Origin of the sequence: Haliscomenobacter sp., assembly GCF_040403615.1 — a bacterium.
Taxonomy (GTDB): Bacteria; Bacteroidota; Bacteroidia; order Chitinophagales; family Saprospiraceae; genus Haliscomenobacter.
The window spans coordinates 31,893-56,378 of sequence record NZ_JBBAKG010000010.1; the positions used below are offsets into that span (position 1 = coordinate 31,893).

The following is a 24,486-nucleotide window of genomic DNA, read 5'->3' on the forward strand; positions in this document are numbered from 1 at the left end:
CGATTTTTTGCGTCAAACAAAAACGAAATGGAAATAGCCAATTTGGTTCGTCCAAATATCCGCAAGCTGGTGCCGTATTCCTCGGCGCGCAGCGAGTTCAAAGGCAAGGCCGAGATTTTTCTCGACGCCAATGAAAATCCCTTTGAAACGGGGCTCAACCGCTATCCCGATCCCCTGCAATGGAAACTCAAAGCCGCCATCAGCAAGCTGAAAGGGGTGCCGGCAGAACAGATTTTCCTGGGCAATGGCAGTGATGAGGCCATCGATCTGGTAGTGCGCATTTTTTGCGAGCCCCGCCAGGATCACATCCTGATTTTGCCGCCTACTTACGGCATGTATCAGGTCTCTGCCGATATTGCTGATGTGGGCATCCGCAGTGTATCGTTAACCCTTGATTTCCAGCCCGATGTGGAGGCCATTTTGGCTGCTACCGACGCGCATTCCAAGATCTTGTTCATTTGTAGCCCCAACAACCCTACGGGCAATAATACGGAACTGGAGCACATCCGCAGTTTGTGTACGCAATTTCAGGGGATTGTAGTGGTCGACGAAGCCTACATCGATTTTTCCAAACAGGCCAGTTGTACCAGTCTGTTGGCAGAATTCCCCAACCTGATCGTGATGCAAACCTTCTCCAAAGCCTGGGGAATGGCGGGTATTCGCTTGGGCATGGCCTTTGCCTCTACCGAAATCATTCAACTTTTCAATAAGGTCAAGCCACCTTATAATATAAACCAACTCACCCAGCAAATTGCCCTGGAAGCATTGGAAACGAGCTACGACGATTACAAGCAACTGCTGTCGACCTTGCTCAGCGAGCGCGAAAGATTGGTGCAAGGCTTGCGTGAATTGCCTTTTGTTGAAAAGGTTTTCCCCAGCGACGCCAATTTCATGCTGATCAAAATGGATGACCCCAATCGCACCTATCAGTACCTGGTGGAAGAAGGCATCATCGTGCGCAACCGCAATACCGTGCATCTTTGTGCTGGCAGTTTGCGCATCACGGTAGGTCGTCCCGAAGAAAACGATGCATTGTTAAACGCTTTGAATAAACGGCCATGAAAAAAGTACTCTTTATCGACCGGGATGGCACCCTGGTTTTGGAACCCTATGATTACCAGGTAGACGATCTGGGCAAAGTGGAGTTTTATCCCCTGGTGTTTCAGTATTTGTCCAAAATTGTACAGGAACTGGACTATGAACTGGTGATGGTGAGCAACCAGGATGGTCTCGGGACAGACTCCTACCCGGAACATACCTTTTGGCCTGCCCACAATGCCATCATCAAAGCGTTTAAAAACGAAGGCATTGTTTTTGCCGAAGAGATCATCGACCGCAGCTTTGCGCACGAAAACAAACCGACCCGCAAGCCCGGCACTGCCCTGCTGACACATTACATGAACGGCGATTTTGACCTCGCCAATTCTTACGTCATCGGCGACCGCATCACCGACGTTCAACTGGCCAAAAACCTTGGTGCCCAAGCCATTTGGATGGCCGCAGATCCCAGTCTGGGTGCCGATGAAATCAGCAACAATGCCCGCATGCTCGCAGATGTCATTGCGCTGAGCTCTACCGACTGGGGCGAAATCTATCGCTTTCTGAAGGGCAACCAGCGCATTGGAAAAGTACAGCGCAATACCAAGGAAACGGAAGTTTTTGTTCGCCTGGAACTGGATGGACAAGGCCGCTACGACAACCAAACGGGCATTGGTTTTTTTGACCACATGCTGGATCAATTGGCCAAGCACAGTGGCGCCAACCTCGAAGTAAAGGTTAAAGGTGACCTGCACATCGACGAGCACCATACCATCGAAGATACTGCCATTGCCCTGGGCGATGCTTTCCGCCAGGCGGTAGGCAGCAAACTGGGCATGGAGCGCTACGGTTCCTGCATTCTGCCTATGGACGATTGTTTGGCTACCGCAGCCATCGATTTCAGCGGTCGCCCCTGGCTGGTGTGGAACGCTACTTACCGCCGCGAGAAAGTGGGTGATTTCCCCACGGAGATGTTCTACCACTTCTTCAAGTCATTCAGCGATTCCGCCCTTTGCAACCTGAACATCAAAGCAGAAGGCGAAAACGAACACCACAAGATCGAAGCCACGTTCAAAGCCGTTGCCAAAGCCATCAAAATGGCCACTAAACGCGACATCAACAGCAAAGAACTTCCTTCCACCAAAGGCGTTCTTTAACCCTACGATTAGGCCACAGAAATGTATTGCTGGCAAGATTGTGCTGGTGGATTACCAACCCACGACCCCTGGAAGGCAGGGTCGATTGGTGCTAGTTTAAAATTATTTTGGATTGGGCTGCGCCCAATCGTTTTTAATAACCGCGACGACGCGACGGCGCGACGATTCATTTGGCTGCGCCAAATGCGCGACGTAAAACGACGAAAAAGTGTGCGAAGCACACATTACGTCGCGCCGTCGCGCCGTCGCGGTTATTAAAAAACAAGCAGCGAAGCTGCTTCAATGAATAAAAATTAGAACCAATCGACCCTGCCTTCCAGGGGTCGGGGGTTGGCAACCTACGTAAGTCTTTCACAATCAGCAACAAATTTAAGCATTCAGAATTGTGCCCTAATCGTAGGTTCTTTAATCAACCCACGAACCTTTGTCGTGGCGAAAACAGCAATCCATGATAGCCGTAATCGACTACAACGCTGGCAACGTCCAATCCGTCCTCTTCGCACTGGAGCGGCTGGGGGCCAACGCCATCCTCACCGGCGATCACGCCCAAATCCGTGCCGCCGAGAAAGTCATCTTTCCAGGTGTAGGCGAAGCCAGCACCACCATGCATTTTTTGCGCGAGCGAGGACTGGACGCCGTAATCAAAAGCCTGACCCAGCCCACGCTGGGCATTTGCGTAGGCATGCAATTGCTCTGCGCCCATTCAGAAGAAAACGACACCCCTTGCCTGGGCGTCATTCCCCAACAGGTCAGGCGATTTGTACCCAAAAATGGTGAAAAAGTACCCCACATGGGCTGGAATGCCCTATCCCATTGCGAGGATCAAGTTTTTACTCCGGAATTGGAGAAAGAATACGTCTACTACGTGCACAGCTACTACGTGGAAACGGGGCTATACACCACGGCACTGACGGAGTATACCTTGCCATTCAGCGCGGGACTGCACAAGGATAATTTTTATGCGACGCAATTCCACGTGGAGAAATCAGGAAAGGTAGGGGAAACCATTTTGCGGAACTTCTTGAATATTTAATATATGGAAATCATACCTGCGATTGACATTATTGAGGGCAAATGTGTGCGCCTCACCCAGGGCGATTACGCCCAAAAAACGGTGTACAACGAAGACCCCCTGGAAGTAGCCAAACAGTTTGAAGATGCTGGTTTGCGGCGCTTACATCTAGTCGATCTGGATGGTGCCAAAGCCAAACGCATCATCAATCACCGGGTACTCGAGCGCATTGCTGGAAATACGCAGCTCGTGATCGATTTCGGCGGCGGCCTCAAATCTCAAGACGACCTGCGTATCGCCTTTGAATCGGGCGCACAGCAAGTGACCGGAGGAACAGTCGCGGTCAAAGAACCAGAACTTTTTATGGATTGGCTAAAGGTCTACGGTGGCGAACGCATCATTTTGGGCGCCGACTTCAAAGATGGCAACATCTCGGTGAGTGGCTGGCAAGAACAAAGCGAATTGGAGCTGTTTGCCTTTTTGGCCGATTATGTTGCCAAAGGCGTGCAGTACAGCATCTCCACCGACGTATCTAAAGACGGACTGCTGCAAGGCAGCGCCATCGATACTTACCAGCGCATCCGCGAAGAACTACCTGCACTGAAACTCATTGCCAGCGGCGGCGTGACTACCATGACAGAATTGGAACGCTTGCGCGAAATCGGTTGCTACGGTGCGATCATTGGCAAGGCGATCTACGAGAACAAAATCACTTTGAAAGATTTAATGGACTTTTTGTAACAATTAAACCATGCTGGCAAAACGCATCATCCCCTGCCTCGACATCAAAGACGGTCGCACCGTCAAAGGCATCAACTTTGTCAACCTGCGCGATGCCGGTGACCCCGTAGAACTGGGCGCTGCCTACAGCGAAAAAGGTGCCGACGAACTGGTGTTTCTCGACATCACCGCTACCCACGAGAAGCGCAAAACCATGTCGGAACTCGCCCGCTCCATTGCCCGGCATCTGAACATCCCCTTTACCATCGGCGGAGGCATCACTTCCATCGAAGATGCCGATGCCATGCTGGGCGCTGGCGCAGATAAGGTATCGATCAATTCAGCAGCGGTGCGCCGCCCGGAATTGATTGATGAACTGTCGCTCAATTTTGGCAATCAGTTTGTGGTATTGGCCGTAGATGCCCGCCAAATTGACGGCGAGTGGATTGTTCACCTGAACGGCGGACGCATTGCCACCGACATTCGCCTGTTTGATTGGGTCAAAGAAGCAGAATCCCGAGGTGCAGGAGAAATCCTGTTCACTTCCATGGATCACGACGGCACCAAAGCAGGTTTCGCACTGGAAGCAACGGCGCACATTTCCGAAATCTTGTCTATCCCCGTGATTGCTTCTGGCGGCGCAGGTAACATGGCCCATTTTCACGACGTGTTCACTGTCGGAAAAGCGGATGCGGGTCTGGCAGCCAGTATTTTCCACTTCAACGAAATCGGGATTGCGGATTTGAAGGGATATTTGGATGAAAAGGGGGTTGTGGTGCGGAAGTAAGTATGTTAAAGACAAGCCTTCTATGCTTATTAACCTACGAGATGTTTTAATACTTTTTTAACAAACAATTTCAGCCCATTTCCGTTGAACACTTTATGGAATCTCAAGCAAAATCCTATCTTTCAGACAAAGACCCGCACCTGGCACGAATCATTTCCAGTATTCCCGAGCCTGTCAATGAAAGCAGCGAAGATGTTTTTTATGATTTGGTGAGTTGCATTGTAGGGCAGCAAATCCATTACCGCCGAGTGGTTCCAACCTTTAAGAAGTTCTTATTGTTGCTTCCCAATTCCAACCCCACTCCTGAAAACATAACTTTAGTAGACGAAAAAGCCTGTTTCGAACTTCGCATTGCTGGAAGCAAATATCAAACACTTTTGCAGCTTGCTGCGGTCTGGATGGAACACAAATTGGCCGAAATGGATTGGCAAAGCCAAAGCGATGAAGCCATCCGAACATTGTTGGGCGGCATAAAAGGCATCGGAAACTGGACCATTGACATGATTTTGATGTACACCCTCAATCGACCCGATGTTTTTGCTTTTGAAGATTACCATTTGAAGCAAATAATGGTCAAAATTTATGGCCTCAACCCAGATGTAAAACTTAAAGCACAAATGAACGACATTGCCAATGATTGGGCGCCATTTCGATCTTTGGCTTCCAGGTACCTTTTGGCATGGAAAGATTTTAACCAAAAACAATAGTCATGAAGCATTCTGGTGCAGCTGATTTACCATTGTATGGGGGCTCTATTCCTGCCTGGCTTTTTGATAGAATGACTACGTTGGGGTTGGCCATCGTGGAGTCCATTATCCTGGAGAAAGGGCAAGAAGATTTCCTGCGCCGTTTGTCAGATCCATTTTGGTTTCAAAGCTTTGGCGCCGTAATTGGCATGGACTGGAACTCATCTGGCGTAACCACTGCAGTAATGAGTGCCCTAAAGAAGTCCATCAATCCGCGTTCCAAAGCATTGGGTTTATTTGTTTGTGGAGGAAAAGGCAAGCATTCTTTGCAAACACCAAACGAACTGCTCCGCGTTGGGGAAGCAACCGGTTTGGATGGAAATTATTTGGCAAACTGCAGTAAATTAAGTGCCAAAGTAGACAATACAGCCATTCAAGATGGGTTTCAATTGTATCTGCACAGTTTTGTGGTCAGTGCCAAGGGAGATTGGACGGTGGTTCAACAGGGAATGAAAGCGCAAGACTCCACGGCAAGGCGTTACCATTGGCATTCCGCCAGCATCCAATCTTTTTTGGATGAACCACATAGTGGAATTTGTGGCATCCACCAGGGGGAAATCCTGAACCTGGTAGATCACGCTGCCCAACCTGCCCAAATTTCAATGACCAATATTGCTCAGGAAAACCCGGATAAAATACTTCACGAAATCAGGCACCTAAAAATGCCCATGCACTTTGATGTACGGGCCAAAGATGTCGATTTGAAGCGCCTGGGCAGTGTGTTGTGGTTGGCTCAGGAAACACAAGTTCGTGATTTTGAAGACTTGCTTTTGCTCAAGGGAATGGGGCCAAGAACCCTCCAATCTCTTGCCTTGGTGAGCGAAGTAATCAATGGCACGCCGACCCGTTTTAGCGATCCTGCACGATTCTCTTTTGCCCATGGCGGAAAAAGCGGACGTCCATTTGCAGTTCCTTTAGCAGTGTATGATGAAACCATTGCGACCCTTACCACGTCGGTTGAAAAAGCCAAAATTGGGCAAAGTGACAAGTTTCAAGCCTTGAAGAAATTGAGCCAGATTGCCCAGGCATCCGAAGAAAATTTCAAAGTGACTGAAAACCCAGAACAAGAATTTGCCAAAGTAATTGCCAAAGAAAGAGCCGATTCCTGGCGATACGGCGGAAAAACGATCCATGGCGAAAGTAAGCCTCTGGATGGCGCACAACTGGAATTATTTTAGTGCCCCAAAAAAGTTGATCTAGGGCAATGTTTTGCCACAGACTCAAATCTTTGGGCTGCTATCGAAACAATTGCAGCCTTTTTATAAAAATCGATAGAGGTTACCCCTCTGCCAGGGTTTTTGAAATATCGGTATTCCGCGCTTGAATGGCAGGAATAACCGCTGCTATAAATCCTAGACCCAAAGCCCCAAAGAGCAAGTACAATTCTTCAGGCAAAAAGGTAAGTCCGGTAAAAGTGTAACGGTAAGCCGCTTTCATTTCACCTGCAAGCAATTCCATACCGAAGTGGCTGATCAGCAAACCCAATCCGTAGCCTAGCGTAGCGAGCAGCAAACCTTCCAGAATAATCATGGCAAAAAGCTTGCCCGGAGAGGCGCCCATGGTGCGCATCAGCGCCAACTCATAGCGGCGCTCGCTTAAGGACGAATACAGGGAAATAAAAATGCTGAGTCCAGACACGGCCATGATGATGAAAGCCAACCAACTCAACGCATCTTGCCCAACGCCCATCAGGCTGTACAAGCGGGTAATCTCGATGGCCGGAGTGGCGGCTTGCATCTTGGTGTTTTGGTTGATCATGCGTTGCAAATTCAAGGTCATGATGTTGTGTCCGTTGAATTGCAGCAACAATGAAGTGATTTCTTTGTCGGGGTAGTTTATGATGGATTGCATCTGCGGCTTGCCGTGCTCATGATCTTCGTTGAGGTGGTCATCTTCTTGATTGGTCAGGGCCATGGTGCCCATTTGCTTGGTCGCTTCGGCATGTTCCTCCGCCAGGCTGTCTACTGCAGTTGCTTCTTCCTCCACTGCTGGTGCAGGAGTACCCATGCCAGCATGCTCGTGAACTTCCCAAATGCTTTGTGCTGGAGTGAGCAACAGCTGATCGATGGCGGCTCCGGAGGGTTTCAGGATACCCACCACTTTGAATGGGTGGCCTCCGTGTACCAAATTTGCATCCTCGATGAGTCCGTGCGAGCTTTGGAAAGTGCTGCCAATTTTTAGCCCCAGTTCTTCGGCAGCTCCTGCTCCTGCCAAGACTTCCATTACATCCCGAAACGAGCGCCCTGTGCGTACTTTGGCCTGGTACAGCTCCAACAAGTTTGCGCTGGTGCCTACAATGCGGTAACCGCGATAGCTATCGCCCAACGACAATGGAACCGCCATTTTGATGTAAGGATTTTTGGCGTTCAGGTAGGGCATTACATTTTTGATGGTAATGTTTCCGGTAGGCGCGTCGATGTGGTACATGCTCGACAGGATCAATTGCAATGGGCTGCCCTTGGCACCGATGACGAGGTCGATACCCGCCAGGTTTTTTTCAAATTTATCGTTGATCTGGCTATTGACCAAAAACAGAAAAGAGATGAGCCCTACGCCCAAGGCAAACAGCACCAGGCTGAGGAGCATGGCTAAAGGTTTGTTGGTGAGGTTTTTCCAGCTAAGTTTGAGCAAATTCATGTTGTCTTTTTTTCCCACGACTGAAGTCGTGGGTTTGTTTTTGGGGTGCCTCCCACGACTGAAGTCGTGGGTCGGCTAGAGGGTGATCTGTTTGGGGAAGCGATCCTTCAGGCGTTTGTCGTGGGTGACCACCAGGAGGGTAGAACCCAGGACACTGGCCTGTTCTTCGAGCAATTGGATGACCTCTTCAGCATTGTGGTCATCGAGGGCAGAAGTGGGCTCGTCAGCCAGGATAATGGGAGCCTGATTGATCAGGGCGCGGGCGATAGCGGCACGTTGCTGTTCTCCTACGCTCAAACGGTCTGGTTTCAAGCGGAATTTTTCGGTGATGTTGAGTCGATCCAGCAGCTCCATGATGCGCTCGCGGTCGGGTTTCAGCCCAGCAAGTTGTTGAGCCAATGCCATGTTTTCGCCAATGGTGAGTGCGCGGACGAAATGCGATTTTTGGAATATGATGCCGATGTTTTTGCCCCTAAAGTGATCAAGAGCGGATGCACGCAATTGGCCAAGCTCGGTATCTCCAATTCGAATTGATCCCTGTGAGGGTGAAAGCAGCCCACCCAACAAGTGCAGCAAAGTGGTTTTGCCACTTCCTGATTGCCCAAGCAAAAGGCAATGTTCGCCTTTTTGCAAACTAAAATCAGGAAAATTCATCCCCTTCTTTTCGTCGTAGCTGAACGCTAATTGTTTGGTTTCTAACATGAAGTAAAAATAAAAAAAATGAAACACAGCTTTGAGCACAAGATAAAAACCTGGTGTACCTTTAAGAAAAAAGCAAAAAACACCAAGTCATAGGTGTTAATTGCATTAGGTTCACCAAGTTGTATTAACTTTGAATTAAGAATATTCTCCAAAAATAAACATCTTTACCATGCGTGTGATTGTCTGCTCTGCTATTTTTCTACTTTTTTTTGCGGCTTGTAAGCCAGATCAAAAGGCCAAAGACAATGGGACTGGCCTTACCACTGATGCTCCTAAAGCCAAGGTTCTTTTTCGCTGCGAATCTTCAGGAGAGGATAAAAATGGTGTTCCTCATTCCCAGGTCTTTTTGGTAGTGAATGATCAAAGCACCAAGATTGCTGACATTACTGCTTGTGACGAGGTTACCAAGGATGGCTATGCCAATTTCGAAATTCCATCCAATGCCATTGCCGCTTGCGGTGGTTGGTATGCTGGAGCAGGGGATTATTTTTATGCCCTGCAAGTAAAAGATTCTATTGTCGTAATGCAGGGATGGCAATCAGAAGAGCAAGAAGACAAAGGTTTCCATTATGAGCAAGCGGCTGTTGTTTCGATCAAATAATTGAAAAAACATTCACCTGCGCCTTTGAAAAACCTAGAGAGACAGTATAAAGGCGCAGGTCACTTTAGTATACATTTAAATTTTTTTTACACTTTTCTGACGAAAGCTTGCTTTAGATTAAAAAAGCATATATTTTTATGCTAAGATTTGAAGTTATTCCTCCCTCAATAGTTTTCAGGCTATTTACAATTCATTTTGATGCTGAAAGTGGTAAAATTTACCATAAAAAGTATGTTTCCCTATTAGAATTCATTTTGGTTGACATCTACAAAGCTAATTTAGAATTGGCTTTCCCAACCTTGCATCCGCTAGTGTGTTCGTCATTATACACCAGAGGCCCCACTGTAATACTTGTCAGTTGGGGCACTTTTTTTTTATACAATTCTTACCATTCCCATACTAAATGTTCAGGTAAAGGAGCAGTTAATTTGATCGGAGTTTGATCAATCAGATCTGCAAATTCGAGGGAATAAGCATGGAGCGCGATCCCCATCTCGGCGTATTGAATTTTTGTTGCGCCATATTTCTCATCACCAATGATGGGCGTGCCTTGTGCCGCCAATTGCGCCCGGATCTGGTGAAATTTTCCCGTTAGCAGTTCTACCTCCAACAAGGCTTTTTCCTTATCCTGACGTACTACCCGATACTGCAAATTACAGGCATCCCGGTTTTCGCCAGGTTCGTTAAATATGATGGCTTTTTTTTCTTTTTGATCTTTGTACAGCCATTGGGCGAGCAGGGCTTCAGGTTTGGTTGGAATTCCTTCAACTATAGCCAGGTAAGTTTTTTTCACCTCTCGCTGCGCAAATTGCACATTGAGTTTGCGCAATGCACTTTTCTTTTTGGCCATTAACAAAATTCCTGAAGTAACCCGATCCAAACGGTGTACTATTCCTACAAAGGGCATGGAGGTGTAATTGTAAAGATAGTCAAGCACTTGATCCTCAATGGTATCATTGGCACCCAGCGTTTTTTCTACACTTGTGCCAAAAGGTTTGTTTACAGCAATCCATGCACTCGTTTCGGCAAGCCACCATTTTGGTTTTTGTGTCGGCATAGCAGTTCATTACAGTGGTTAAAAAAAAAATGCATTAGTTTAGTGCGCTCAAATTTTACATCCTTACAATTCACATCCTTACAAATCAACACATCATGGAAGAGAAATCAATCCTTGGAACACCCGAACAGGTAGAAAATCCAACCATTATCGAAGTCATTACCAATGGCCCTTTGCGCGTTTTAGGGCCTTTGGAGGTAAAACTCGCCGATGGCACTGTGGTATCAAAACCGGGGCCACGCACCACGTTTTGCCGTTGCGGTGCATCAGCCAACAAGCCATTTTGTGATGGCGCCCACAAAGAATTACCACCATTCGAAAACGCTTAGGGGCAACCCTGCGTGGTTGCACACCAAACAGTAGGGACAACCACATAGGGTTGTCCCTACTGGAATTCCCAATCAAATTCATGCAAATTTTGCAATGCCACCAACAACAAATCGGTGCAGTGCAAAATATCATTTTTATTCGCCATTTCAATGGTTTGGTGGATATGGCGCAGCGGGATGGAGATTGCTCCGGCAATAGCCCCATGCTTACCATAACGTTGTACACCAGCAGTATCAGTTCCACCAGATGGTAAAATTTCAGGTTGCCATGGAATATGGTGCTGATCTGCTATACCTTTCAAATAGCGCACCATCCGGTAATCTGAAATAACGCTGCCATCAAGGATTTTGATCGCTGCACCTTTACCCAATTTGGTGACCGCCTCTTGAGCCTGGGCACCAGGTGTATCAAACGCGATGGTAACATCCAATCCAAAACCAAAATCGGGATTGATGGAATGTGCCGCGGAGATTGCGCCACGCAATCCTACTTCTTCCTGCACGGTAAACACCCCATAAATATCGTAAGGCACCTCTTTGTGTTGCAAAGCCCGCAGGGTTTCAATGAGAATGAATACCGAAACTCGATTGTCTAGCGACTTACTATTGACGCAATCTCCCATTTCGATCAATTCCCGCTCCCGAGTCACGGGATCACCAATGGAGACAATTTTCAGGACTTCTTCTTTTTGCATGCCCAAGTCGATGTAATACTCTGAAATGGGCACGACTTTGCTGCGCTCTTCGGGTTTCATCAGGTGAATGGGTTTGGATCCCATGACCCCAATCACATCTCTTTGCCCATGCACGGTGACTCTCTGAGAGGTTAGCGTTTTGGGATCAAAACCTCCCAGCGGATGAAAAAAGAGGAAACCAGCATCATCGATGTGATTAACAATAAACCCTATTTCATCAAGGTGGGCGGCAATCATGGCTCTTTTGCGTTCTTTTCCTCGCTTGATAGCGATCACATTGCCCATGTTGTCTACACTAAGCTCGTCGACCAATCCTTGTAATTCCTTGATGACCAATTGGCGAATTCTTTGCTCAAAACCTGGAATCCCTGGAGTTTCGCAAATGCGTTTGAGCAATTGTACGTTAATCATAGTATGTTGTGTTAGCTGCAATGCTTTCCTCAGGAAAGTGCATTCTCGTTAGACCATAACATTCACAAGTATGACGCAAAAAATTACTTCCCGATTTTTTTTGAGGGTTTTGAATAGGAAGCTCACTTGAAATGAACCGTTCGACTTCCTATTCAAAACCCAAAATCGGGAAGTTAATTTTTCTGCGTTACCAAAAAGACTAAGTGACTACCGGAAGTGATATGAGTTTGGAACTTGTTCAGGACTAATCGTAATTGGGATCGGAAAAATTCTATCGAGCACGTAAATTTAACCAAATTTACGCTTGTAAAAATCATTTACGGATATTTAAGCAATAATCTTGAAAATTGCAATCAATGCCCGCTTTTTACAGGCGGAAAAACTTGAAGGAATCGGTTGGTACACCTTTGAGTTGTGCAAGCGCTGGGTAGAATCACACCCACAGGATCAATTTGTGCTCCTCTACGATCGCCCGCAGGAGACCTGGCTGATCAAAGGGGGCAATGTTGAATCGGTGGTGATTGGTCCAAAAGCCCGGCATTTTTTTTCTTTCTGGTACTGGTTTGATGTCCAGGTTCCCAAAATTTTGAAAAAAAAACAGGTCGATGTCTTTTTTTCGCCTGATAACTTCCTTAGTCTTACCACTTCTGTACCCATTGTGTTGACAACGCACGACATCGCACATTATCATTATCCCGCTCAGGTTGCGCTCATCCATCGCCCTTATTACCGCTGGTTTATTCCGGCCTTTTTGCGCAAAGCAGACAAAATTGTGGCTGTAGCTGAATACGGCAAGCAGGATCTGATCGATCATTATCAGGTTTCTGCTGACAAAATTATGGTAGTACCCAACGGCACCCGAGAAGTGTTTCAACCCATTTCGTCAACTGTCCAGGTACAAATCAAACAACGATACAGCCAAGGTCAGGAATTTTTCTTTTTCCTTGGCGCCATTCATCCCCGCAAGAACCTAATCGGGCTAATTCGAGGATACGAACGATTTCGAACAAACACTCAAGCACCTGTAAAGTTGTTGATCGCCGGAAAGTTGGCCTGGCAGGTGGAGGAGATCATGCAAATCCACGCTCAATCTCCGTTTGCCCAAGACATCATTTTTCTGGGTTACGTCCCTGAAGAAACCGCAGCACAGTTGATGGCAACTGCGTTGGCGCTCACCTATCTTTCTTTTTTTGAAGGATTTGGATTGCCTGTTTTGGAAGCCCTATGCACCGATACCCCCGTAATTACCTCCAATACCTCCTCTCTGCCCGAGGTAGCAGGGGCGGCCGCCTTATTGGTTGATCCGCACAACATCGACGAAATAGCTGCAGCCATGCAACGCATTTGGAATGAACCAGAATTGCGCGCAGATTTAGTTAAAAAAGGGCGGCAACAGCGGTTGCTGTTTTCCTGGGACGAAGCAGCAAGGCAAATCTATGCGGTTCTGGAGTCCACCGTGAAACAAAATCAGCGGCTATGAAGCTACGCATCAAATACCTTCTGTTGATTCTGGTTTTGCACAGCGTTATCATTTACCTGGCGTTCCGGGTTTTGTATGATAACAAAATTATTTTCATTGCTTCAGAACTACTGGTGCTGGTTTCTTTATATGTTTCTTACTCCATCTTTAGTGCCCTGCATCGACCATTGCAGTATATATTATCGGGGATAGAAGCCATCAAAGACCAGGATTTTTCGATCACTTTTCGCCCCACTGGCAACCGGGATGTGGATGAACTGATTGTGGTTTACAATGCCATGATTGAAAAATTGCGCGTTGAACGAACCCAATTGGCCGAGCAACATTATTTTTTGGAAAAACTCATCAAAGCATCGCCCATCGCTGTTTTGATTCTGGATTTTGACGAAAGACTGACCGAAATCAATCCCAAAGCCTATGAGTTGTTGGGCATTGCCCCCAATGATCAGTCCTGGCACAACCAAGCTTTGTCCAAATTGGCTCATCCCCTGGTTCCGAATTTCGCCACTTTACAAAATGGCAGTACCCAAACCATTGCCATCAATGGCGTCGAAACGTACAAATTGCAACGTTCCTTTTTTATGGATCGTGGATTCCAGCGGCCTTTTATCATGGTAGAAGAGTTGAGTGCGGAGCTGCTGGCCTCCGAAAAGAAAGCCTATGGAAAAGTAATTCGCATGATGGCCCACGAGGTAAACAATACCATTGGCGCCATCAATTCCATTGTAGATACCACTTATCGGCATTTATTAAACCAAGAGGACAGCCGTTTTACAAATGCGTTGCTCATTGCCCATACCCGCAATGAGCGACTCAACCAGTTTATGCGCCGTTTTGCCGATGTGGTGCGCTTGCCCCAGCCGCAACTCCTGCACACAGATTTCAGCATTGTACTGCGGGATACCTTTCTTTTTTATCAACCCACTTTGGCTGCCAAAGGACTAGAATTCACACTTGAAGTGCCTACCAGTCCCGTTTTGCTTAAAATGGACGTACAACAAATCGAGCAAGTATTGATCAACATTTTTAAAAACGCCATGGAAGCTTGCGCTCCGGGCCAAGGCATTGTGGTACAACTCTGTGCTCAACATTTGTCTATCCGCAACAATGGTACTCCAATTCCCAAAGCCTCCGAAGCCTTGCTTTTCACCCCTTTTTACAGCGACAAACCCGACGGCCAGGGCATCGGATTGACTTTGATTCGGGAGATTCTGATTGGCCATAAGTGGAAATTTTCGCTCCGCACCAGGACAGAAGATGCTTGGACGGAATTCAAAATTTGGTGGAGTTAAGGAAAGCGTTTCTAAGGTGTATTTCGTTACCTTTGGTTCAAAATCATACCCATTTAGCATGATACACCAAAACATCCAAACCTTCCCTTCTACTGCCGAGTTGGCCACTGCTTTTGCCAATTGGTTGGTTGAAATAACCGCTGGCAAAGATTCATTTTCCATTGCCCTATCTGGTGGTCGTACCCCCATTTATATTTTTGATTTTTTGGTGGAGCATTACCAGGACAAAATCGATTGGCAAAAAATCAAGTTTTACTGGGGTGACGAGCGTTGTGTTCCGCCTCAACACGAGGAAAGCAATTACCGTTCAGCCTTGGAGCATCTTTTAGCGCCCTTGAATATTCCAGCCGAAAACATCTTCCGCATGCACGGCGAGGCAAATCCTGAGCAGGAAGCACAACGTTATGCCCAGGTTTTGAAAGACACTTTGCCAGATGTGCAAGGAATTCCGCAAATAGACCTCGTCCTTCTGGGCATGGGTGCCGACGGGCATACCGCTTCCCTATTTCCCAATCGCCTGGATTTGTTGTCCTCAGAGGAAATTTGCCTTACTGCCGTACATCCAGAGTCGGGGCAAATTCGGGTGAGTTTTTCCATGCAATTGATCAACCATGCATCAACCGTGGCCTTCCTGGTTACTGGAGCAGATAAAGCAGAAAAGGTAAGTAGCATTTTGCAAGGCGATGAAAATGCTAAATTGTTCCCGGCAGCTTACGTCAAACCAACCAGCGAACAATTATATTGGTTTTTAGACCAGGCAGCGCATACGAAACCATAGTTTATTTTGCGAAAATTGAAAACCGTATTTTTCTTTAGTTTTTTCTTATTTTTCAAAACAACATTGCTATATTGGGTCGATTTATAAAATTTACAGTAACATTGCGACCTACAGACATTAACGATCCTGAATATTTCCACAAAGTTGTGGATTGTCAGTATGCCTGCCCTGCACATACACCGGTACCGGAGTACATCCGATTGATCGCTGCTGAACGTTATACCGAAGCATATATGGTCAACTGGGAGTCCAACGTTTTTCCAGGTGTTCTTGGGCGTACCTGCGATAGACCTTGCGAACCTGCTTGCCGCCGTGGCCGAGTGGACGAAGAACCCGTTGCAATTTGTCGACTCAAGCGCGTAGCCGCCGACAACAAAGGCGATGTAAGCGATTGGATGCCGGAAATTCCGTTGATCAAAAACGGCAAAAAAGTTGCCTTGATCGGTGGCGGCCCCGCTTCGCTCACGGTTGCGCGCGACTTAGCGCCGTTGGGTTATGAGATTCACTTGTTCGATGAGCAAATCAAAGGTGGGGGAATGATGCGGAGTCAGATCCCCAGTTTCCGCTTGCCCGAATCAGTGCTCAACGAAGAGGTGGATTACGTACTGAATATGGGCATTCATACCCATTTCAAGACGTACGTATCCAGCTTGCGCGAGGTATTGGATCAGGGTTACGATGCCGTATTTGTAGGTACTGGTGCCCCCAAAGGACGTGATCTGGAAATTCCTGGTCGCCAGGAAGGCAAAGCCAATATTCACATCGGGATAGAATGGTTGGCCAGCGTAGCCTTTGAACATACTGCCAAAATTGGCGATAAAGTAATCGTACTCGGCGGAGGAAATACTGCGATGGACTGCTGTCGCACTTCTCGTCGCCTTGGGGGTGAAAGTGTAAAAGTAGTGGTGCGCAGCCCTTTCAGCGAAATGAAAGCTTCGCCCTGGGAAAAGGAAGACGCCCTCCACGAAGACATTCCGATTTTGGACAACCATGTACCCCATGAGTTTGTGGTAGAAAATAGCCGTCTGGTGGGCATGCGCTTTGAAAAAGTAAAGGCCGTTTACGACGAAAAAGGCAAACGTTCGCTGATTCCTACCGGAGAACCGCTGGTATTCATCGAAGCCGACGATGTGCTGATTGCCATCGGTCAGGAAAATACCTTCCCCTGGATTGAGCGCGATCTGGGACTGGAGTTCGACAAATGGAACATGCCCGTGGTATCCAAAAAGACCTTCCAGTCTACCCTGGATAAAGTTTTCTTTGGTGGCGACGCAGCTTTTGGCCCCGAAAACGTCATTACTGCGGTGGCACATGGACACCATGCAGCAGTATCGATCGATTTGTTCTGCCAGGAAAAAGACGTGCAAAACCGTCCCTCTCCGCTGACCAACTTGGTGAGCCAAAAAATGGGCATCCACGAGTGGATCTACGATAGTGAGGTTGTCAACGATGACCGCTATAAAGTCCCGCACGCCGAAAAGCAGCTTTCCCTCAAAAACCGCAAGGTCGAGGTAGAATTGGGTTTTGACCGCGACCTTGGTTTCAAAGAAGCCCAACGTTGTTTAAACTGCGATGCGCAAACCGTATTTTACACCAACCGCTGCATTGAATGCGATGCTTGTGTAGACATTTGTCCTACCTCCTGCATCACTTTCACTACGAATGGCGAAGAGGCCGATCTGCGCACGCGCCTGAATGCTCCTGCCCACAATCTTACTCAGGATCTGTACGTCTCGGATGTATTGGCAGCCACCCAAAGGGTAATGATCAAAGACGAAGACGTATGCTTGCACTGTGGACTTTGCGCTGAACGCTGCCCTACCGCAGCCTGGGATATGCAGAAATTTTTATATTCAACGAGTAAAGCGAGTAATGTATGCGGAGTATTGCAGCTGTAAACGACTTTGTAGTACGTTTTGCCAATGTCAACGGTACGGGTTCCGCCAGTGCCAATAATATGTTTGTCAAGGCAATTTTCCGAATGGGGTTGCCTTTTTCAGCAAAGAATATCTTTCCTTCCAATATTCAGGGCTTGCCCACCTGGTACGAGGTGCGGATCAGTGAAAAAGGTTACCTCGGTCGCCGCGATGACATCGACTTGATGGTGTGCGTCAATCCACAGAGTTTGCCCCAAGACGTGAAATCGGTTCGCTCGGGTGGCTATTTTGTGTACGACAGCACCAAAATTTTGCACCCGGAGTTCGTGCGCGAAGACATCACCTACATCGGCATCCCGATGATGGAAATCTGTCTGCGCGAGTACACCGATCCACGGCAACGCCAGTTGTTCAAAAACATGATCTACGTAGGCGCCTTGTCGATGTTGTTGGACATGGATTTTGAAGTGTTCAAAGGCATCATTGCCGATGAGTTCAAAAAGAAGGAAAAACTGATTGCACCCAACATCAACGCGATGGAACTGGGGCGCAACTACGTCAAAGAACATTACGAATATCCCCTCGGATTGCGCATGGAAAGCCGTGACCTGGTGGGCGACAGCATCGTGATGGACGGCAACTCGGCCTGTGGACTGGGTGCGGTATACGGTGGTGCAACGGTGGCTGCCTGGTATCCGATCACGCCTTCTACCTCGCTGGTCAATGCGTTTGAAAAATACGCCAACCGCTTGCGGATTGACAAAGAGACCGGGAAAAAGAAGTTTGCAGTGGTGCAGGCTGAAGACGAATTGGCGGCCATTGGCGTGGCCATTGGTGCCAACTGGAATGGCTCTCGTGCCTTTACCGCTACCAGTGGACCAGGAGTGTCCCTGATGAATGAGTTTCTGGGCTTGGCGTACTTTGCCGAAATTCCAGTAGTGCTCACCGATGTGCAACGCTCGGGTCCATCCACCGGGATGCCTACGCGTACCCAACAATCGGACATTACCCTCGCGGCTTATGCCTCGCATGGAGATACCAAGCACATCCTGATTTTCCCTGCAAATCCCAAAGAGTGTTTCGAGTTGCAAGCCTTGTCCTTCGATTTGGCCGATCGCTTGCAAACGCCCATCATTGTGATGATCGACCTCGATTTGGGCATGAACGAGCACCTTTCGCCACCCCTTACCTGGGACGACAATAGAAAGTACGACCTGGGCAAGGTATACGACGCAGAAGACTTGGACCGACTGGCTCAATATGGCCGTTACCTCGATTCCGATGGCGATGGCATCACTTACCGTACCATTCCAGGCACGCACCCTACCAAAGGTTCGTTTTTCACCCGGGGTACTTCCCGTGATGAATATGCCCGTTATACCGAAGATGGTGCGGCTTATGTGCGCAACATGAACCGTTTGCTCAAAAAATGGGATACTGCCAAAGAAACTGTTCCCCAACCGGAGTTGTACCAGGAAGGAAACTTGCATAAAGAAGGCATCATTTTCTTTGGAACCACCACTTATTCCGCATTGGAAGCCCTGGATTTGTTGAAAGAACAAGGTGTTGAGATGGATGCGATGCGTTTGATTTCTTTTCCTTTTTCAAAAAAAGTAGAAGAATTTGTCGCCGCCCACGAGCGCATTTATGTCATCGAACAAAACCGCGATGCCCAAATGCGCAGCTTGTTGATCAACGAACTGGAAGTGGATCCCAAGAAATTGGTACGCATCCTGAATTTTGACGGCATGCCGATTACGGCTGCCAACATTAGTGGACAAATCATGGAAAGGAAGTTGAAAGATTGAAGTAACCCCCACCCGGTCACCGAGCGAAGCCGAGGTGCCCGGGTGAGGGTTATTTCAATCCTTCAACTTTCTTCAATTCATTAACTTTTCAATTCTTCAGCATATGACTTACGTAAAACCTTCATTCCGCCACCCAGAGTTGCCCAAAAACGATTTGGGATTCACCAAAAAGGACTACGAGGGCGCAATTTCTACGCTTTGTGGCGGTTGTGGTCATGACTCCATCAGTGGAGCCATTACGCAAGCTTGTTTTGAAATGTCGATTGCGCCACATCGCCTGGCCAAGTTGTCGGGTATTGGGTGCTCTTCCAAAACCCCTACCTACTTCCTGGGCAATTCGCATGGTTTCAACTCGGTACACGGGCGTATGCCCTCGGTAGCCACCGGGGCCAATTTGGCCAACCGGGACTTGATCTACATGGGCGTTTCTGGCGATGGCGATACGGCCAGTATCGGAATGGGCCAGTTTGTCCATTCGGTACGCAGAAACCTCAACGTGGTGTACATCGTGATGAACAACGGTTGCTATGGCTTGACCAAAGGCCAGGATTCGGCTACTGCCGATGTGGGTTCGATCAGCAAATCGGGCGTGGCCAACAGTTTTCAGGCCATTGACCTCACGGCATTGGCACTTGAATTGGGTGCGACCTTCGTTGGGCGTAGTTTTTCAGGCGACAGGGAGCAATTGATCCCCATGATCAAGGCAGCGATTTCGCACCATGGCTTTGCCCTGATCGATGTGATTTCGCCTTGCGTAACGTTCAACAACAATACGGGTTCGACCAAATCATACGACTACGTGCGGGAACACATCACGACTGCGGATGTGATCGACTTCGTGCCCCCCGGCGAAGAAATCACGATGGAATATGCAGAGGGCACTTCGGCAGATTTGACTTTGCACGATGGCTCGATGTTGCAATTGCACAAACTGGCCCCCAATTGGGATCCCCGCGATAAATTTGCAGCGATGCAACGCATCCATCTGGCCCGCGTCAAGCAGGAAATCCTCACGGGTTTGCTCTACATCGATCCAGATACCGAAGATCTGCACGATATGCTACATACGGTGGACAAGCCATTGAATGCCTTGCGAGAGGCAGAATTGTGCCCGGGAATGGGGGCTTTGGAGTTGATTAATCAGTCGTTGCGGTAAGGGCAGTTGTGCTTTGTACTCATTCTTTATTATCTTAAGTTCAAATTGGCAATTTGGGATGACTTCTCTTTGTGCCCGTTGTTTTTCATTTTGTTTAAACATTGGTAATTCAGTGGCGTTTCATGTTGATATTACCAACAGCACAATAGTTTTCACCCATGCATTTTGACTTCTCGGCCAAAAGCGGGCTCTTACTCATTTTTTTCTTCCACGGCCTGGTTTTTTGTTTTTTACTCCTCAAAAAAGGCTTGCAACATCAGGACAAGGCGAGTCTGTGGTTGAGCCTGTTTGTTTTTTTATGCGCGCTGTACATTGCACCATTTATGTTGGGCTATGCAGGGTGGTACTCCCGTGAGTTTAGTCGAAACATCATGTTTTATGTGCCTTTTCAACAATTGCTGCTCATCGGGCCAGTGATTTATTTTTACACCCAAAGCTTGTTGAATAAGTCATTTAAAATCAGCAAAAAAGACCTTTGGCACTTTGTGCCTGCCCTGGCTTATTTTGGGTACACCCTCATCGTATTTGTCACCGATCAACTCATCCTGCACCAATACTATTTTTATGCCGATGGCCGAGATATGGACCTCGATCCCTGGTATCAGGTGGCTGGATTGGTTTCGATGCTGGTGTATTTGTACCTGAGTTTGCGGTACTACGCGGTGTACAAAAAGATTGCATTTGAGGTGGTGAGTTTTGCCGATTCCATTTTGTTCAACTGGATTCAGCGCTACCTTCTGGCGCTTTTGCTGATTTCGCTCTTGCGGGTGTTGTTTTTTATTTTGAACCCGGAATGGGACGAATTTGGCAGTAAATTTTGGTACTACCTCTGTTTTTCCATTTTGTTCTACTACATCACCATCAGTGGCTATGCCAATTCGGTGCAATCGGCAATTCCAATGGAGGCGGCATTATCCCATCAGGAAACGCGCTTGCAGGTACTGGAAAAGGGAAACAAAGAACCTGCCGAGTTGGTCAATTTACCGGAGTGGAAGGAAAAAATTGTGCAAACAATGCAATCGGATCGGCTGTTTGAAAACCCCAACCTCACCTTAATCGATGTGGCGGAAAAACTCAAGACGCCCCCCAAGCAGGTGTCCCAAATCGTAAATCAAGGCTTTCAGCTCAATTTCAACGACTTTGTGAATCAGTACCGCACCGAGGCCATCCTTGAAAAATTTCAACACGGAGAGCATCGTCAGAAAACCCTGTTGGCCCTCGCACTGGAATGTGGTTTCAATTCTAAATCCACGTTTAACCGCGCATTTAAGAAGAGCACGGGCCTTTCTCCTCAGGACTACCTGAAAAATCAAGCCTAAAATGAGGGTCAAATCTGGATTTGAAGCGCCGGAGAACGTGTCTTGCCTGATTTTTGGAGCTTGAATCTCAAACACAGGATCATGAAAAATTTTTTCTTCACCATTTTTTTATTAGTGGCGACTTTCACCCAAAGCATTACCCAAAATATCGATTTTGCCAAAATTGATCAATTGCTGGAATCTAAAATCAAACCCGGAGCCCCTGGTTTATCTGTAGGCATTGTTAAAAATGGCGCAATCGTATACGAACGTTACCTGGGCCTAGCCAATTTGCAGCACCTAATCCCAGTTACCGACCAAACCCGCTTCAACCTGGCTTCGGTAGCCAAACAGTTCACGGCATTGTGCGTCTTAAAACTGGTTTTGGACAACAAACTCTCCCTCGAAGCCGACCTCCGCCAGTATTTACCGCAAATGTACCCTGCGCTAAAAACCGCCATTCCGCTCAAAACCCTGCTCAATCATTCCAGCGGCGTTCGGGATTTTTACGACTTACTCAGCATCAGCGGGAAACCCTGGTGGCGGCAGGAAGGCCTGGATAATGAAGATGCTATAGCCATGTTGATGAAGCAAAAAGACCTCAATTTCACTCCTGATACCGAGCATTGGTACAGCAATTCAAACTATACCCTGCTGGCAGAAATCGTTGCCAAAGTGAGTGGGATGCCTTTCCCGAAATTTGCCAAACAGCTTTTTACAAACTTAGGCATGCCCAATACCCAATTCTGCACAAATTACATGCAAGTTATTCCTTTCCAGGCGCTACCCTACAACGATTGGGGCGACGGCAGCTGGCAGCAATACCCCATGATAACCAACCTTTATGCGGATGGCTTTTTGTACACCACTTTAAAGGATCAATTGGTTTTTGAACAAGCCATTCAAAAGGCCACAGACCAAACCAATTCATTGTTGTCCACGAGCCAAAAGCCAATTCCCAACACCCGAATTCAAAATTATGGCTACGGCTTGGAAATCGGTTCAATCAATGGCTATCCTGCCGTGCATCACTCTGGCAGTACAGGTTCGTACAATGCCCAAACCCTGCGTTTCCCCAACGAAAAATTGAGCATCATCGTCCTGAGCAACAATGGCAATTTGTGGAGTGGAGGGATTGCCCGAGAAGTGGCTACCCAAATTTTGGGGCGTAAAAAAGAGGAGCTTACTTTTGCCACCCGACCAGCACAAGTACAAGCAGCTTCCACACCCAGTGATTTGGTGGGCCAGTACCGCAGCCCAGAAAACAACGTCATTCGAATCCAGCTCAAGGAAGGTAACTTGTATTGGCAGATGGACAACAACAACCCGCGCAAACTGATTCAGGAAAAAGGCAATTTATACCATTGGGACATTGATGAAGATTGGAAAGTGGCTTTCAACCACACTCCAGATTCGACCAGTACCATGGTGCTGTATACCAAGACTGAGCAACCGCTGGTGCTCAAAAAGCTCCCACCTTTCTCTCCTTCCGATGCCTATTTGCAAGCTTGTGTGGGCAGGTATTTCAGTACTGAGCTGGACTTGGCTTTTACCATCAAATTGTCGGCAGAAAAGGGCTTGATTTTTAAACGAGAGGGAGGCAAGAATGAAAACAAGATCGAAGTGGTGCAAAAAGGGGAACTTCTGGCTTCGGATTACAAAATGAGACTGGAAACCAGCGCCAATGGGCAGGTGATTGCGGTGTTGATGACGTATAATCGGGTCAAAAACCTGCGTTTTGAAAAAGTGGAATGACTTGATTAGGTAGTTGCGTTTTTTGAAGTACCTGAGACACTTAAGTACACATTAGGTGTCTCAGGTGCCTCAATCCTCGTCCTCCAAAAACGCGTTCGATATCGCTTTAAAAGATACTTTTCGGTCGGTTGTACGCAACACTATGCCTTCCCGTTTAGCCTGGGCGTTCAGCAAAGACGGGCCTTCCGCCATTTTCAACAAGTCCTCCACTTTTGGGGGCAAGCTAAAATCAGCATTGACCAATGGTATAAGCTGCAAGCCGTTTTCCTCACAAAAAGCCTGGGTTTCCGCAAAGGAGAAAAAGCGATGCTGATCAATGTCAAACACGTGGAACACAAAGAGGTGCTGCCCCCGTAACTTGTAGATGTTCTTTTGGATGCCCTCCCCAATCATTTCGCCCTGAATGGCCAGGTTGCGCCGCTGTAGTTTTTGTTCCAATTGGGTTTCCTCCGCTACCTTCCAGTACGAATTGGGATCTTCGGGCGAAAGCTCCCAATTCCGCGAACAAACCCCAAACTTTCCGTAGCGCTGGTAGGCGGTAAAGGAAGTTCCATCCAATTTTTCGGTAACAACAAAGGACAATTCTTGCCAATCTGCAAACTCCTCCACCAGGTTTTGCACCCGCTCTTCATCCGTTTTGGGAATAAAACCTGGAAAAGGCCCGATCACCTTGCCACTTAAATCGGCGGGAATAGGGGGTTCGTACTTGTGTACGCGCAAACGCTCGGTGAGGTCGGTACCAATCGGCTCTTCAGGATCCACTTCGGGAAAAACACTCAAAGGCAAAAACAAACCTTGCGAAAGTTGGCCCCGTAAACGAATGGTGCGCAGGCGAAAACCTTCGGTATCCCCCATCTTGCGCAGAGAAGACCTGCGCAGAAACTCAAAGCGTGCATCGTCCACAGGCAAAAAAGAGTCTATTTCAAAATAAACCCCTTTCTGTCCAGAGCTGAATTCACTGATTTTAACCACGCAGTTCCAGCCGTCTACCACCGCAATTTGGATGGCATCGGCGCCCGGAATGGGGCGCAGTTCGGCACATTGGCGGATGCTGGCAAGTTTTCGATTCATGAATACTGAGCATTTATTTGGTTCTCCAAACCTAGTAAATTCAAGACAAGTTCCGCGTTTAAAAAAAACTTCACTTTTT

General features: G+C 47.6%; 22 protein-coding genes. 17 read left to right on the plus strand and 5 right to left on the minus strand.

Translation table 11 applies throughout. From position 1 onward, the window contains the following. Nucleotides 1-27: 27 nt before the first annotated feature. The 7 genes from hisC to ABW391_RS05155 all read left to right on the plus strand — a co-directional run bounded on the left by hisC (nucleotide 28) and on the right by ABW391_RS05155 (nucleotide 6,638). On the plus strand, nucleotides 28-1,062 hold the full coding sequence (hisC, locus tag ABW391_RS05125) for a histidinol-phosphate transaminase (RefSeq protein ID WP_353480758.1): 1,035 nt from the start codon (nucleotides 28-30) through the stop codon (nucleotides 1,060-1,062). Further along, nucleotides 1,059-2,195, plus strand: a complete 1,137-nt coding sequence (gene hisB, locus ABW391_RS05130) for a bifunctional histidinol-phosphatase/imidazoleglycerol-phosphate dehydratase HisB (RefSeq protein ID WP_353480759.1) — start codon at nucleotides 1,059-1,061, stop codon at nucleotides 2,193-2,195. Before hisC ends, hisB begins: the two co-directional genes overlap by 4 nt. Before the next feature lie 448 nt (nucleotides 2,196-2,643). Further along, on the plus strand, nucleotides 2,644-3,228 hold the full coding sequence (gene hisH, locus ABW391_RS05135; RefSeq protein ID WP_353480760.1) for an imidazole glycerol phosphate synthase subunit HisH: 585 nt from the start codon (nucleotides 2,644-2,646) through the stop codon (nucleotides 3,226-3,228). A 3-nt stretch (nucleotides 3,229-3,231) separates the two neighbouring features. Further along, nucleotides 3,232-3,948 (plus strand): 1-(5-phosphoribosyl)-5-[(5-phosphoribosylamino)methylideneamino]imidazole-4-carboxamide isomerase, encoded by a 717-nt coding sequence (gene hisA / locus ABW391_RS05140; RefSeq protein ID WP_353480761.1) that lies wholly within the window; start codon nucleotides 3,232-3,234, stop codon nucleotides 3,946-3,948. 10 nt (nucleotides 3,949-3,958) lie between these two features. Beyond that, nucleotides 3,959-4,714 (plus strand): imidazole glycerol phosphate synthase subunit HisF, encoded by a 756-nt coding sequence (gene hisF, locus ABW391_RS05145; protein ID WP_353480762.1) that lies wholly within the window; start codon nucleotides 3,959-3,961, stop codon nucleotides 4,712-4,714. Nucleotides 4,715-4,809: 95 nt separating this feature from the next. Further along, nucleotides 4,810-5,421: a DNA-3-methyladenine glycosylase family protein gene (locus tag ABW391_RS05150; protein WP_353480763.1), complete on the plus strand. Its 612-nt coding sequence runs from the start codon at nucleotides 4,810-4,812 to the stop codon at nucleotides 5,419-5,421. 2 nt (nucleotides 5,422-5,423) lie between these two features. Next, entirely contained in the window at nucleotides 5,424-6,638 is a 1,215-nt protein-coding gene (locus ABW391_RS05155) for a DUF763 domain-containing protein (RefSeq protein ID WP_353480764.1), read from the plus strand. Nucleotides 6,639-6,738: 100 nt separating this feature from the next. On the opposite strand, the gene ABW391_RS05160 is transcribed toward ABW391_RS05155, so the two are convergent. Both ABW391_RS05160 and ABW391_RS05165 read right to left on the minus strand, forming a co-directional pair. After that, nucleotides 6,739-8,097: an ABC transporter permease gene (locus tag ABW391_RS05160; protein WP_353480765.1), complete on the minus strand. Its 1,359-nt coding sequence runs from the start codon at nucleotides 8,095-8,097 to the stop codon at nucleotides 6,739-6,741. A gap of 75 nt (nucleotides 8,098-8,172) precedes the next feature. Continuing rightward, entirely contained in the window at nucleotides 8,173-8,799 is a 627-nt protein-coding gene (locus ABW391_RS05165) for an ABC transporter ATP-binding protein (RefSeq protein WP_353480766.1), read from the minus strand. Between the two features lie 169 nt (nucleotides 8,800-8,968). Between ABW391_RS05165 and ABW391_RS05170 the strand changes: the two genes are divergently transcribed. Next, a complete protein-coding gene (locus ABW391_RS05170) occupies nucleotides 8,969-9,400 on the plus strand; it encodes a hypothetical protein (RefSeq protein WP_353480767.1) in 432 nt (143 codons plus the stop codon). Nucleotides 9,401-9,785: 385 nt separating this feature from the next. Here the strand turns inward: ABW391_RS05170 and ABW391_RS05175 are convergent, their stop codons facing one another. After that, nucleotides 9,786-10,457 carry an RluA family pseudouridine synthase gene (locus tag ABW391_RS05175; RefSeq protein ID WP_353480768.1) on the minus strand — a complete coding sequence of 224 codons (672 nt, stop codon included), beginning with the start codon at nucleotides 10,455-10,457 and terminating at the stop codon, nucleotides 9,786-9,788. A 95-nt stretch (nucleotides 10,458-10,552) separates the two neighbouring features. On the opposite strand from ABW391_RS05175, the gene ABW391_RS05180 reads away from it, so the two are divergent. After that, nucleotides 10,553-10,786, plus strand: a complete 234-nt coding sequence (locus tag ABW391_RS05180; RefSeq protein WP_353480769.1) for a CDGSH iron-sulfur domain-containing protein — start codon at nucleotides 10,553-10,555, stop codon at nucleotides 10,784-10,786. A gap of 56 nt (nucleotides 10,787-10,842) precedes the next feature. Here the strand turns inward: ABW391_RS05180 and ABW391_RS05185 are convergent, their stop codons facing one another. Beyond that, nucleotides 10,843-11,892 (minus strand): M42 family metallopeptidase, encoded by a 1,050-nt coding sequence (locus ABW391_RS05185; RefSeq protein WP_353480770.1) that lies wholly within the window; start codon nucleotides 11,890-11,892, stop codon nucleotides 10,843-10,845. Between the two features lie 340 nt (nucleotides 11,893-12,232). Here ABW391_RS05185 and ABW391_RS05190 point away from each other — a divergent pair, with 340 nt between their 5' ends. The 8 genes from ABW391_RS05190 to ABW391_RS05225 all read left to right on the plus strand — a co-directional run bounded on the left by ABW391_RS05190 (nucleotide 12,233) and on the right by ABW391_RS05225 (nucleotide 23,336). Beyond that, on the plus strand, nucleotides 12,233-13,372 hold the full coding sequence (locus ABW391_RS05190) for a glycosyltransferase family 4 protein (protein ID WP_353480771.1): 1,140 nt from the start codon (nucleotides 12,233-12,235) through the stop codon (nucleotides 13,370-13,372). Beyond that, on the plus strand, nucleotides 13,369-14,664 hold the full coding sequence (locus ABW391_RS05195; protein WP_353480772.1) for a sensor histidine kinase: 1,296 nt from the start codon (nucleotides 13,369-13,371) through the stop codon (nucleotides 14,662-14,664). Before ABW391_RS05190 ends, ABW391_RS05195 begins: the two co-directional genes overlap by 4 nt. 58 nt (nucleotides 14,665-14,722) lie before the next feature. Further along, complete coding sequence (gene pgl, locus ABW391_RS05200; protein ID WP_353480773.1) at nucleotides 14,723-15,442, plus strand: 6-phosphogluconolactonase; 720 nt, start codon at nucleotides 14,723-14,725, stop codon at nucleotides 15,440-15,442. A gap of 101 nt (nucleotides 15,443-15,543) precedes the next feature. Then, complete coding sequence (locus ABW391_RS05205; protein ID WP_353480774.1) at nucleotides 15,544-17,340, plus strand: FAD-dependent oxidoreductase; 1,797 nt, start codon at nucleotides 15,544-15,546, stop codon at nucleotides 17,338-17,340. Beyond that, nucleotides 17,319-19,127: a 2-oxoacid:acceptor oxidoreductase subunit alpha gene (locus ABW391_RS05210; protein WP_353480775.1), complete on the plus strand. Its 1,809-nt coding sequence runs from the start codon at nucleotides 17,319-17,321 to the stop codon at nucleotides 19,125-19,127. The genes ABW391_RS05205 and ABW391_RS05210 overlap by 22 nt, the downstream gene beginning before the upstream one ends. Nucleotides 19,128-19,230: 103 nt before the next feature. Further along, entirely contained in the window at nucleotides 19,231-20,283 is a 1,053-nt protein-coding gene (locus tag ABW391_RS05215; RefSeq protein ID WP_353480776.1) for a 2-oxoacid:ferredoxin oxidoreductase subunit beta, read from the plus strand. A gap of 158 nt (nucleotides 20,284-20,441) precedes the next feature. Continuing rightward, entirely contained in the window at nucleotides 20,442-21,602 is a 1,161-nt protein-coding gene (locus tag ABW391_RS05220; protein ID WP_353480777.1) for a helix-turn-helix domain-containing protein, read from the plus strand. Nucleotides 21,603-21,683: 81 nt separating this feature from the next. Next, complete coding sequence (locus ABW391_RS05225; RefSeq protein ID WP_353480778.1) at nucleotides 21,684-23,336, plus strand: serine hydrolase domain-containing protein; 1,653 nt, start codon at nucleotides 21,684-21,686, stop codon at nucleotides 23,334-23,336. Nucleotides 23,337-23,405: 69 nt separating this feature from the next. Here ABW391_RS05225 and ABW391_RS05230 read toward each other — a convergent pair whose 3' ends face one another. Continuing rightward, nucleotides 23,406-24,407 (minus strand): RNA ligase (ATP), encoded by a 1,002-nt coding sequence (locus ABW391_RS05230; protein ID WP_353480779.1) that lies wholly within the window; start codon nucleotides 24,405-24,407, stop codon nucleotides 23,406-23,408. Between the last annotated feature and the right edge of the window lie 79 nt (nucleotides 24,408-24,486).

Bases quoted from the DNA above. Each gene is read 5' to 3' on its own strand.
- ABW391_RS05225 (WP_353480778.1), top strand. From the start codon at position 21,684: ATGAAAAATTTTTTCTTCACCATTTTTTTATTAGTGGCGACTTTCACC.
- ABW391_RS05195 (WP_353480772.1), top strand. From the start codon at position 13,369: ATGAAGCTACGCATCAAATACCTTCTGTTGATTCTGGTTTTGCACAGC.
- hisB (WP_353480759.1), top strand. From the start codon at position 1,059: ATGAAAAAAGTACTCTTTATCGACCGGGATGGCACCCTGGTTTTGGAA.
- hisC (WP_353480758.1), top strand. From the start codon at position 28: ATGGAAATAGCCAATTTGGTTCGTCCAAATATCCGCAAGCTGGTGCCG.
- ABW391_RS05215 (WP_353480776.1), top strand. From the start codon at position 19,231: ATGACTTACGTAAAACCTTCATTCCGCCACCCAGAGTTGCCCAAAAAC.
- ABW391_RS05170 (WP_353480767.1), top strand. From the start codon at position 8,969: ATGCGTGTGATTGTCTGCTCTGCTATTTTTCTACTTTTTTTTGCGGCT.
- hisF (WP_353480762.1), top strand. From the start codon at position 3,959: ATGCTGGCAAAACGCATCATCCCCTGCCTCGACATCAAAGACGGTCGC.
- ABW391_RS05230 (WP_353480779.1), bottom strand. From the start codon at position 24,407: ATGAATCGAAAACTTGCCAGCATCCGCCAATGTGCCGAACTGCGCCCC.
- ABW391_RS05165 (WP_353480766.1), bottom strand. From the start codon at position 8,799: ATGTTAGAAACCAAACAATTAGCGTTCAGCTACGACGAAAAGAAGGGG.
- ABW391_RS05185 (WP_353480770.1), bottom strand. From the start codon at position 11,892: ATGATTAACGTACAATTGCTCAAACGCATTTGCGAAACTCCAGGGATT.
- ABW391_RS05160 (WP_353480765.1), bottom strand. From the start codon at position 8,097: ATGAATTTGCTCAAACTTAGCTGGAAAAACCTCACCAACAAACCTTTA.
- ABW391_RS05220 (WP_353480777.1), top strand. From the start codon at position 20,442: ATGCATTTTGACTTCTCGGCCAAAAGCGGGCTCTTACTCATTTTTTTC.
- ABW391_RS05180 (WP_353480769.1), top strand. From the start codon at position 10,553: ATGGAAGAGAAATCAATCCTTGGAACACCCGAACAGGTAGAAAATCCA.
- ABW391_RS05150 (WP_353480763.1), top strand. From the start codon at position 4,810: ATGGAATCTCAAGCAAAATCCTATCTTTCAGACAAAGACCCGCACCTG.
- pgl (WP_353480773.1), top strand. From the start codon at position 14,723: ATGATACACCAAAACATCCAAACCTTCCCTTCTACTGCCGAGTTGGCC.
- ABW391_RS05175 (WP_353480768.1), bottom strand. From the start codon at position 10,457: ATGCCGACACAAAAACCAAAATGGTGGCTTGCCGAAACGAGTGCATGG.
- ABW391_RS05155 (WP_353480764.1), top strand. From the start codon at position 5,424: ATGAAGCATTCTGGTGCAGCTGATTTACCATTGTATGGGGGCTCTATT.
- hisH (WP_353480760.1), top strand. From the start codon at position 2,644: ATGATAGCCGTAATCGACTACAACGCTGGCAACGTCCAATCCGTCCTC.
- hisA (WP_353480761.1), top strand. From the start codon at position 3,232: ATGGAAATCATACCTGCGATTGACATTATTGAGGGCAAATGTGTGCGC.
- ABW391_RS05210 (WP_353480775.1), top strand. From the start codon at position 17,319: ATGCGGAGTATTGCAGCTGTAAACGACTTTGTAGTACGTTTTGCCAAT.